This is a genomic window from Corynebacterium sp. HMSC036D02 (assembly GCF_001836165.1).
Taxonomy (GTDB): Bacteria; Actinomycetota; Actinomycetes; order Mycobacteriales; family Mycobacteriaceae; genus Corynebacterium.
On the sequence record NZ_KV827675.1, the window covers coordinates 110,792 to 120,897 of the forward strand.

Sequence of the window (10,106 nt, forward strand, 5' to 3'; positions counted from 1 at the left end):
GCTTACTCCTTAAGATGCGAGCTCGTCGAATAGAGCTTGGGCAAGGTCTTCGGTACCGGCGAGGGAATCGTTGTTGGCGAAGGCGGCGCGCTTGGTCTCTGGTTCGATGATGAGCATCGTGGAATAGCCATAGGTACCGCCGTTGTGCCAGTACCCAGCATTGTTTTCGCTGGGAGGCTGCCAGCCGAAGTCGGTATCGCCGTTGTCCATGAACCACTCGGCGAACTTGGCCATGTCACTCGCCGTGGAACGGATCGCTCCCGCGGGTGCGGAGCCTTCCATCTCCCACGGCTCAGCGTGGCGGCCGGTGGGGGTTAGGCCGCGTGGAGCGTCGTCAGGCACAGAGCCCGGAGTCATGAGATAGGTCTCTGTCATGCCAGCTGGCTCGAAGATGCGTTCCTTGAGCATCTGCTCATAAGGTTGCCCGTCAACGGTCTCGAGCATGTGGCCCAAGAGTCCATAGCCAAGGTTTGAATAGGATTCTTCACCGCGGTCTTTTAGTTCGGCCTCCGTGGCGGCAGCCACGATGTCCTCAATGGTCTCACCTTCATAGGGATTCGAGCCGGTGACACCCGAGGCGAGATTGCTGAGGAGGCTCGCGCTCGCCAGTCGCGGTAGGCCAGAGGTGTGGTCGAGCAATTCTTGGACGGTGACGTCCGCGACGGGCGCATCGCCGACATTGAGGACCTCGCCCACAGTGGTGTCAGTTCTCAGCTTTTCCTCTTCGACGAGCTGGTGGGCCAGTTCGCCGGTGAACATCTTGGTCACGGAGCCGATTTCGACCTCCGTGTGCTCGTCGCTGCCCAGTCCCGCAAAGGTGACCTTGCCGTCCTGGAGGGTAAAAGCGGTGATGTTGTGGAAGCCGGACTCTGAGTGCTCTTCCAACTGGGCAGCTAAGGCTTCGTCACCAGTTTTGTCTTTTGCCAGAGCAATTCTTTGCGGCCCCGTGATGAGCAGGATGGCTGCAACGGCAATGGCAGCGATGACGGCTAGGGAAATTCTACGCATTAGTGGTCCTCGCTCGCGGTGATGATGGTGAGAAGGGGGATTACTCGGGCAGGGCGGATGGAATACTCGCCGCCAGACTTCGTGGTCCAGCCCGCATGGGTCAGCGCGCTCAAGTGGTGGTAGGCGGTGCCAGTTGAGGTGACGATGTCTTCTTCGACAAGCTCAGCGGCTGTCGCGGGTGCAGCGAGCAGGCGGCGCAGGATTTCGCCGCGGATGGGATGGGCAAGCGCGGAGAGTCGCTCGAGATTCTCCGCCCAGCTCTCATCGGTGACGAAGTTGGTGGGGCGCTGCCATTGGTAGGCATAAGTGCGCTTACCGACGTTTATGTTGCCGCCAAAGATGACGGAACCGTCGGGAAGCTGCTCGTTGGGTGCGAGGGCGTCGACCAACCAGTAGGTCGAGTCTTCTCCAGTGGTGGATGCGGGGCCGGCGTCGGTGGGCGTGGTGCGCCCCTCAAGCGCGGCGACGCGCGCTTCAAGTTCTGCGAGGCGTGCTTCGACTTTTGTGTCCATGGTTTCTAGAATTCCAGAAATCTAGAAACCTGGCAAGAGTTAGTTGGGGATTAGGTGCTGGGGTTAAGAAATCATCGGCCAAGCAGTGGAGACATCCGAGGCATCGCGCCCGCGTCCTTCCAGGTACTTCTTGAAGGACTCGCGGTCCTTGTACCACTCGACGGCCTGGTACTCCATGAGCTCGTTGGTATCCATCTGGGCTAGCTCGGGGAAGTGCTGGCGCACTTGCTTCCAGGCGACGCGGGCGGCCGCGAGGGCGTCGGCAGTCGCCTCGTGTGCGTTGGTCAATTCCACGCCGTAGTGGGCGGAGACCTCCTCCAAGGTGCGCTTGCCTTTGCGCCACTTGTCCTTAACGCGGTCGATGACGAAAGGATCGAACACTGGGCCGTTTACTGTGAAGTCCCGGTCAGCGCGCGCAGTACGGAGAGATCGTAGGCGGCGTTGTAGACGATGAGCGTGAGTCCCTCGTCCCAGGCCTGATAGATGGAATCGATCGTCTCCTTGAGCACCTCCTCGTGGGGGCGACCTTCCGCGCGGGCCTTCTCAGTAGTGATGCCGTGGATCTTGGCGGCTTCCTCGGGGATCTCCACGCCGGGGTCAGCGAGCATTTCCCGCTTGTCTACTTCGCGCCCGTCGATACGCACTAGGGCAGAGGTGACGATGCGGGCTTCTTTGGGCTTTACGGAGGTGGTCTCGAGGTCGAAGGAGAGCATGCGGGTGGCGTCGAAGTTCATGGACAACACTCTAGCGCCCGGCTCGGACACGCACTGTGGAAGTGCTGCAGAATGGCGATCCGAATCTTGCAGAATGACGATCCAACCCTTGTAGAATGACGGATGAATCATTGCAGAATGACCAACTGCAGGTAGAGTGCTATGTATGGAACGGTATATTAGGCGCGGCATGGAAGGTTTTGCCCGAGAAGCATTGACCTTCTCACCCGTTGTCCACGTCACGGGCGCACGGCAGGTTGGCAAATCGACGTTGACAAGGCATCTCGGCCTTGAACGTGCTGTGTATGTAACGCTGGATGATCCCGCTGCTCTCTCACTAGCGGAAGAGGATCCGACGACCTTTGTGCAGCAAGGTGGTGACGCAACGCTGATTATCGATGAGATTCAGCGGCTTCCCGAGCTCACGCTGCCGTTAAAGGCTGAGGTGGATAGGAACCGCCGGCCAGGTCGATTTATCATTACTGGTTCATCAGATTTTGCTCGGGGCGTGGGTCGGAAGGACTCTCTGGCAGGAAGAATTATTGATCTCCATTTAAACCCACTGAGCCAACAAGAGATTTGTGAAACGGTCAGTGACGGCGCCTTTGTAGATAGGCTCGATGAGCTCGTCGAATTGCCTGTGCGTTCGGTTCCTACGGAACAAGTAGATCGAGCTGGCTTGGTGGACAAAGTGCTCAAGGGCGGCTATCCGGTTGCATTAGAACTGCAAGATCGGATGCGCCGAGCTTGGTTCGAGTCTTATGTTTCACACGTGACGGTGATTGAAGAAACCCTATCCCGGGAAAGCGCACAGCCGGGGAGGCTGCAATCGCTGTTGCGTCTACTCGCAGCGCATCAGGCAGGGGAGTTGGTTCCGGCGAAACTCGCGCGTGAAGCGGAAATCCCAGCGTCTACTGTTCGCTCCTACCTTGATACTTTGTCAAGGCTGTTCCTTTCCTCGCAAGTGAAAGCGTGGAAATCAAATTTGACGTCGAGAGAGATCTCCAAGCCTAAAAGCTGGGTCACTGACTCCGGTTTGGCTTCCTGGTTAGCAGGGCAAACCCGAGACATGCTCATGAATCCTCTGGTGCAGTCGCACCTAGGGCATTTGGTCGAAGGGTTTGTTCTTCAAGAGCTTTCTGCCCAGCAGGGTTGGGCAGAAAACCAGCATCAGCTTCTTCACTGGCGTGATAGCGCCGGGATGGAAGCAGACGTTGTGATCGAATTCGCGGACAATAGCATCGCTGCGCTTGAGGTTAAATCCGGTGCGACAGTCAAGGCAGGGCAGGTTCGGCATTTGCGTGCACTGAGCGAGAAACTAGGGCCGCGTTTCCGTGGAGGATTTGTCTTGGCTCCGATTCCCTATGTGCAGCCCTTGGGGGACAAACTATGTGCGTTACCGATGTCATTTTTGTGGCGTGGATAGGCCGTTTGGCCAGGTACATGCTGTGTCCGGTAGCCCCGCTACACTGGTGACTCGTGAGTGATGCAGTAGATATCCAACGCGAATGGTCCGAGCTTGCCCAGGAAGTGCGCAAGCACCGTGAGCTGTACTACAACGGCGAGCCGTCAATCCCGGATGCGGACTTTGACGCCCTTTTTCAGCGCTTGTTGACCCTGGAAGCAGAGCACCCGGAGCTTCAAACTCCGGATTCGCCTACCCAGCAGGTCGGTGCCGCGCCGGAAGGTGCCGTTGACATCGAGCATCTGGAGCGCCTGTACAGCTTGGACAACGTCTTCAGTGCGGATGAGCTGCAGGACTGGCTGGACCGTACCCCGGCAAAGGCCTACCTCACTGAGCTGAAGATCGACGGTCTGTCCATTGACTTGGTCTACCGCGACGGCAAGCTCGCCACGGCCGCCACGCGTGGTGATGGTCGCGTCGGTGAGGACATCACTGCCAACGCACGTGTTATCCCCGACATCCCTCATGAGTTGGCGGGCAGCGAAGAATACCCGGTTCCCTCCCTGGTAGAGGTCCGCGGCGAGGTGTACATGCGCCCGGATGAATTTGAGGAGATTAACTCCGCACGCCGCGAGGATGGCAAGCCGACCTTTGCCAACCCCCGCAACGCGGCGGCGGGTGGGCTGCGCATGAAGGACCCGGAGGACGTCAAGAAGCGTCGGCTCCACATGGTCTGCCACGGCATCGGCGCGCGCGAGGGCTTCCAGCCCGCCTCGCAGCACGATGCCTACAAGGCCCTCGAGGCCTGGGGATTCCCGGTGTCGCCCTATACCCAGCGAGTCACCACCGCCAAGGAGGTTCAGGAGCGCGTGACCTACTGGGAGGAGCACCGCCACGACGCCTACTTTGAGATGGACGGTCTCGTCATCAAGGTCGATGATCTGGCCAGCCAGCGCGCCTTGGGTGCGACTTCGCGCGCGCCGCGCTGGGCTATTGCCTATAAATACCCGCCGGAGGAGGTCACCACCAAGCTGCTCAACATCGAGGTAGGTGTGGGACGTACCGGGCGCGTGACGCCTTTCGCCATCATGGAACCAGTCTTTGTCTCCGGCTCGACGGTCTCCATGGCCACCCTGCATAACCAATTCGAGGTCAAGAACAAGAATGTCCTCATTGGGGATACCATCATCATCCGCAAGGCCGGAGAGATCATCCCCGAGGTCCTCGGCCCCGTTCTGGATAAGCGCGATGGCAGCGAGACCGAATGGGTCTTTCCGGAGAACTGCCCTGCCTGCGGCACGAAGCTGGCCCCGCAGAAGGAAGGCGACCAGGACTGGCGCTGCCCCAATACCCGCAGCTGCCCAGCGCAGCTGGCGGCGCGTCTGGAGTATTTGGCCTCCCGCAAGGCACTCGACATTGGTGAGCTGGGAGAGAAGGCAGCCACAGATCTGATTTCTTCCGGTGTGCTCGTGGACGAGGCGGAACTCTTTGACCTCGATGAAGACGCCCTCCTCAAATCTTCGGTTTATACCACACAGAAGGGCGCGCTCAACGCCTCTGGTAAAAAGCTGCTGGAGAACCTCAAGACGGCCCGCCAAGCCGAGTTCTGGCGAGTGCTCGTAGCGCTGTCCATTCGCCACGTCGGCCCCATTGCGGCGCGTGCGCTAGCCGCCCGCTTCGGCTCCATGGAGGCGCTGCGCGCGGCTTCGGTGGAGGAGCTGGCGGATACCGACGGCGTGGGCAGCATCATCGCGGAATCCTTCAAGCAGTGGTTCGAGGTGGATTGGCACGACAACATCGTGCAGAAGTGGACCGCGGCCGGGGTCACCATGGCGGAGGAAGTCAGCGATAAACCAGCGCAGACGCTTGAAGGAATTACCGTGGTAGTGACCGGCACCTTGGAGAACTTCACTCGTGATTCCGCCAAGGAGGCCATTATCACCCGCGGCGGAAAGGCATCCGGTTCGGTGTCGAAGAAGACCAACTACGTCGTCGTAGGAGAAAACGCCGGTTCAAAGGAACAGAAGGCCCGCGACCTTGGCTTGACCATCTTGGATGAGGAGGGCTTCAACCGACTCCTTGAAACGGGCGAGGCATGAAGTTAGCCGCCTTCGACCTGGACGGCACTATCTACTTTGATGGGCACATGCCCGAGGACGTGCCGGAGGCGATTGCCGGTTGGCGCGCTGCGGGCAACCTTGCCGTCGTGGCCACGGGCAAGTCTCCCTATTCGGCCCGCCGAGCCCTCGAGCCTTTTGGCGTTGACTTCGACTACTACCTGCTCTGCAACGGCACGGTCATCACGGATGGTTCCTATGAGCTGCTCTATGAAAGCCACGTGCCGCCCGAGGTAGTCCGCGCTGTGTATGAGCGGGTTCGTGATATTCCGAAGCTCGACTTGTATTGCACGCGCCTGGAAGCCCCAGACGGTCACCTCGTCCGCAACGTAGGGGGCGTGCACAATCCCATCATCAGCGAGCCAGTGCCGGTAGCGCCCGAGCGCATCGAGAAGGAGGCCTTTCCCCTCGTTGCCGCCTGGACGCCGGGTAACCCGGAGCTACAGAAAGAGATTGCCCAGTGGGTCACCGACCGTTTTCCCGTCGGGACCGCGATGAACCGCAACTTCTTCGACATTACGCCGCCCGGTCACGACAAGGGTTTTGCCTTGACCTGGCTCCTTCGTCTCCTGGAAGTTGAGCGTTCCGAGATCGAGCTCATCACCTTCGGGGACGGCCACAATGACCTGCCCATGCATGCGCTTGCCGACGTCTCCCTGACCTTCCCGTGGGCGCAACCCGACATCCAGGAGGCGTGCACCGCGGTGGTGGACTCGGCCGTGAAAGGTCTAATACACTACGGTTCATGAAGATTGCGGCTTTGGACATGGATGGCACCGTTTACGTCAACGAAGACATAACTGAGGCCGTAAAGGAAGCCGTCGCCGCGTGGCGGGCCGCTGGTAACCTCGCGGTCTCTGCGACGGGTAAGTCTATTGCCAACGCGCGCAACACACTCGAGCCCTTCGGCGTGGAGCTGGACTACCACGTGCTCTACAACGGCACCGTCATCACGGACGGCGATTACTCCATCCTCCACGAGGAGCACTTGCCCAGTGATATCGTCCAAGCCGTCATTGATCGCTTCACTGGGCTGCCGTTGAATATCTACCTCACGGGCTTGTCTGGAGCCGATCAGGTGGCATGGGATGGCTTGGCGGGGCGAGAGTCCTCGATGGTGGCGAATACGGAGGCGGTGGATCCGAGGGACGTCGCCAAGCGCAGCACGGTCCTCATGTCCTTGTGGATCCCAGGAAACCCTGGGTTGCGCCGTGAAGTCGACGAGTGGGTCCGCGAAAACTGTAATGTCGAGTCATCCTTCAACTGCGACTTCTACGACATCATGCCGCCTGGGCATAACAAGGGTGAGGGCTTGACACGGTTGCTTAGCCGTCTCGGCCGCGAAGAAGCTGAACTCTACACTTTCGGTGATAACTTCAATGATCTCTCGATGCATTCGATCGCCACCGAGTCCTTCACGTTCCCGGGAACGCAGATCGCCGACGAGGTGGACCATGTGGTTCCCGACGTCGCCGCGGGCCTCAGCTTATTGCTCGACCGCTAGGTCGATCTAGGTGAGGAACGCGCCCAAGATGGCGCCCAAGTCACCCAGGTGCTCGACCTCAGAAGCGAGATAATCGGGCCCACCAACGCGGCCCATCACCACGACATAGTTCGTACCCACCAGGGGAGCCGCAGCCAGCGCGGATTCGATGAGGGTCCACGATTCCGGGATCCACGTGTCCTTTTCTGGATTGAGTACGCGGGCCGAAGTGACGTTGAGGTCGGTGGGGATCGAGCCGTCGTCGGCAGGCGCTGCGTCCGAGGCAGCGATGCGGCTGATCTTCTCGTCGTTAGCAATGACGATGGCCCAGTTAGAGGTCAGCGCCTTGGGGATGGCGGCGCAGACTTCATTCATTGCGGCTGTCACGTTGCGTTGTGCGGCAACCTTGGCCAGCACGTGGATCTGCCCGCGGCGGTCAACGCGTCCACTGAATGGGCGGATGGAGTCAACTTCTACGCCTTCTACGGTCTGTGCCGCGGTGATGATCTCGTCAGCCATGGTGGACTGGGGGAGATCGAGGACGATGTCATCCATGACCGTCCCATCGGGGAAGTTTTCCACGATGTCAACGGAACGAATATCGGCCTCGATGCTGCCCATCGCGTTGGCGAGGAGGCCAAGGCTGCCGGGAGTGTCAGGGAGTAGGACACGGACGAGGTACGACATATCGTTCTTTCTAGGGGAGCTAAGCGGTTAAGCAAGGGATGATAGGTTCTACTAACCCGATCGATGGTACCCAAGGTATCGAATACTATTCAATAGTATTGAGCATCACTTAGGGGAGGAGTGGTGGTGGCATGGCATCGGCCGTGCAGTACCATGGGTGCTTAGCTATCAACCGTCTCAATGAATAAAAGGATGGAGTTCGCGTGTCTGATATTTCGCGTGACGAGGTCGCGCACTTGGCAAAGCTGTCGCGATTGGCCCTGAGCGAGGAAGAACTGAAGCAGTTCGCCGCGCAGATCGACGAAATCGTGGACTCCGTGTCCGCGGTTGGCAAGGTCGAGGCTGAAGGTGTGGAGCCGATGTCGCACCCGCACTCCGTACATGCCCCTATGCGTGAGGACGTTGTCGTGCGAACCCTCACTGCCGAGCAGGCCTTGGACCAGGCCCCCGCAGCTGATGAAGATCGCTTCATGGTTCCGCAGATTCTGGGTGGAGGAGACGAATAAGAATGGCACAATTCATTGCGCCCACCGAGGGCATTACTGCACTAACCGCCGCCGAGTTGGCTGAGAAGATCCACTCCCGCGAGCTCACCTCCCGCGAAGTTACTCAGGCCTTCCTGGACCGCATCGCGGAAACCGACGGTGAGCTCAACGCTTTCCTACATGTCGGTGCCGAGGAAGCACTGGCGGCTGCCGACGCCGTCGATAAGTCCCTCGACGCCGGCGAAGAACCCGCCTCCGCTTTGGCTGGTGTGCCACTGGCACTCAAGGACCTGTTGGTGACTACCGACGCCCCCACGACCGCCGCCTCCAAGATGCTGGAAGGTTGGGTCTCGCCTTATGACGCCACGCTGGTGACCAAGCTGCGCGAGGCAGGTATCCCGATCCTTGGCAAGACGAACCTTGATGAGTTTGCGATGGGCTCCTCCAACGAGAACTCCGCCTACGGTCCGGCCCACAACCCCTATGACACCGAGCGCACACCGGGCGGCTCCGGTGGTGGTACCGCCGCAGCTCTGGCCTCTGGTCAAGCCCCGCTGGGAATCGGTACTGACACCGGTGGCTCGATCCGTCAGCCGGCTGCTTTGACCAACACCGTGGGCGTAAAGCCGACATACGGCACGGTGTCTCGTTACGGTCTCATCGCCGCTGCAAGCTCCTTGGACCAGGCTGGCCCGACTGCCCGTACGGTTCTGGATACCGCCTTGCTGCACGAAATTATTGCCGGCCACGACTCCTTCGATGCCACTTCCGTGAATAAGCCGGTCGCACCAGTAGTCGCAGCCGCCAAGGAGGGGGCCAACGGTGACCTGTCCGGCGTGAAGGTCGGCCTGATCAAGCAATTCGAGCGCGATGGTTGGCAGCTGGGCGTGATGGAGGCCTACCACGCAGCGGTTGAACAGCTGAAGTCTCAGGGGGCAGAGATCGTTGAGGTCGACTGCCCGCACTTCGATGACGCTCTCGCTGCCTACTACCTCATCATGCCGTGTGAGGTCTCCTCCAACCTGGCCCGCTTCGACGGTATGCGCTACGGCCTGCGCGTGGGCGATGACGGAACCCACTCTGCGGAAGAGGTCATGTCCCTGTCCCGCGCGGCTGGTTTCGGCCCCGAGGTTAAGCGCCGCATCATGCTGGGTACCTACGCCCTGTCCGTCGGCTACTACGACGCCTACTACCTCCAGGCGCAGCGTGTTCGCACCCTCATTGCACAGGACTTTGAGCGTGCCTTCGAGCAGGTCGATGTCCTCGTTTCCCCGACCACCCCGACCACAGCCTTCAAGCTGGGCGAGAAGGTCGAGGACCCGATGGAGATGTACAACTTCGACCTGTGCACCCTGCCGTTGAACCTCGCCGGCGTGTGCGGCATGTCCGTTCCTTCCGGAATGGCATCCGACACCAACTTGCCCACCGGCCTTCAGATCATGGCACCGGCATTTAAGGATGACCGCCTGTACAAGGTCGGCGCCGCCTACGAAGCAGGACGCAAGTAGTACACACTTCGGGCTAGCCCGTAGTGCGCATGAGCCGGGGTCTTCCACTGACGTGAGAGGCCGCCGGCCTTCGTCGTTTTATTCGACGGTGTGGGTTCGTAGTCTTTCTTTTTCCTTTCAGTTGCCTTGGTCTGGTGTCGTCGTTTGGAACGACGGTGGGTGTTTAGAAGGGGATGTCGTCGGTGTCG

At 59.9% G+C, this 10,106-nt stretch carries 9 protein-coding genes and 1 pseudogene; 6 read left to right on the top strand and 4 right to left on the bottom strand.

Translation table 11 applies throughout. The features are described from left to right. Positions 1–9 precede the first annotated feature (9 nt). The 3 genes and pseudogenes from HMPREF2743_RS05480 to HMPREF2743_RS05490 all read right to left on the bottom strand — a co-directional run bounded on the left by HMPREF2743_RS05480 (position 10) and on the right by HMPREF2743_RS05490 (position 2,254). Positions 10–1,008 (bottom strand): serine hydrolase domain-containing protein, encoded by a 999-nt coding sequence (locus HMPREF2743_RS05480; protein WP_070528672.1) that lies wholly within the window; start codon positions 1,006–1,008, stop codon positions 10–12. Next, positions 1,008–1,520 carry an ArsR/SmtB family transcription factor gene (locus HMPREF2743_RS05485; RefSeq protein ID WP_070528669.1) on the bottom strand — a complete coding sequence of 171 codons (513 nt, stop codon included), beginning with the start codon at positions 1,518–1,520 and terminating at the stop codon, positions 1,008–1,010. Before HMPREF2743_RS05485 ends, HMPREF2743_RS05480 begins: the two co-directional genes overlap by 1 nt. Before the next feature lie 63 nt (positions 1,521–1,583). Then, positions 1,584–2,254 (bottom strand): annotated as a pseudogene (locus HMPREF2743_RS05490) (3'-5' exonuclease). Between the two features lie 145 nt (positions 2,255–2,399). Here HMPREF2743_RS05490 and HMPREF2743_RS05495 point away from each other — a divergent pair. Genes HMPREF2743_RS05495 through HMPREF2743_RS05510 form a run of 4 tightly spaced genes read left to right on the top strand, consistent with a single transcriptional unit; the run spans position 2,400 to position 7,259 of the window. Further along, positions 2,400–3,659 (top strand): ATP-binding protein, encoded by a 1,260-nt coding sequence (locus HMPREF2743_RS05495; protein ID WP_070743988.1) that lies wholly within the window; start codon positions 2,400–2,402, stop codon positions 3,657–3,659. 53 nt (positions 3,660–3,712) lie between these two features. Then, a complete protein-coding gene (gene ligA, locus HMPREF2743_RS05500; RefSeq protein ID WP_070818345.1) occupies positions 3,713–5,737 on the top strand; it encodes an NAD-dependent DNA ligase LigA in 2,025 nt (674 codons plus the stop codon). Further along, positions 5,734–6,504 carry an HAD family hydrolase gene (locus HMPREF2743_RS05505; RefSeq protein ID WP_070743992.1) on the top strand — a complete coding sequence of 257 codons (771 nt, stop codon included), beginning with the start codon at positions 5,734–5,736 and terminating at the stop codon, positions 6,502–6,504. Before ligA ends, HMPREF2743_RS05505 begins: the two co-directional genes overlap by 4 nt. Beyond that, a complete protein-coding gene (locus tag HMPREF2743_RS05510; protein ID WP_070818346.1) occupies positions 6,501–7,259 on the top strand; it encodes an HAD hydrolase family protein in 759 nt (252 codons plus the stop codon). Before HMPREF2743_RS05505 ends, HMPREF2743_RS05510 begins: the two co-directional genes overlap by 4 nt. Before the next feature lie 6 nt (positions 7,260–7,265). On the opposite strand, the gene HMPREF2743_RS05515 is transcribed toward HMPREF2743_RS05510, so the two are convergent. Then, positions 7,266–7,925 carry an ACT domain-containing protein gene (locus HMPREF2743_RS05515; protein ID WP_070818347.1) on the bottom strand — a complete coding sequence of 220 codons (660 nt, stop codon included), beginning with the start codon at positions 7,923–7,925 and terminating at the stop codon, positions 7,266–7,268. A 203-nt stretch (positions 7,926–8,128) separates the two neighbouring features. Between HMPREF2743_RS05515 and gatC the strand changes: the two genes are divergently transcribed. Together gatC and gatA are read left to right on the top strand one after the other, a co-directional pair. After that, on the top strand, positions 8,129–8,431 hold the full coding sequence (gatC, locus tag HMPREF2743_RS05520) for an Asp-tRNA(Asn)/Glu-tRNA(Gln) amidotransferase subunit GatC (protein WP_070743998.1): 303 nt from the start codon (positions 8,129–8,131) through the stop codon (positions 8,429–8,431). A gap of 2 nt (positions 8,432–8,433) precedes the next feature. Continuing rightward, positions 8,434–9,918 carry an Asp-tRNA(Asn)/Glu-tRNA(Gln) amidotransferase subunit GatA gene (gene gatA, locus HMPREF2743_RS05525; RefSeq protein WP_070744000.1) on the top strand — a complete coding sequence of 495 codons (1,485 nt, stop codon included), beginning with the start codon at positions 8,434–8,436 and terminating at the stop codon, positions 9,916–9,918. The last annotated feature ends 188 nt before the right edge of the window (positions 9,919–10,106 follow it).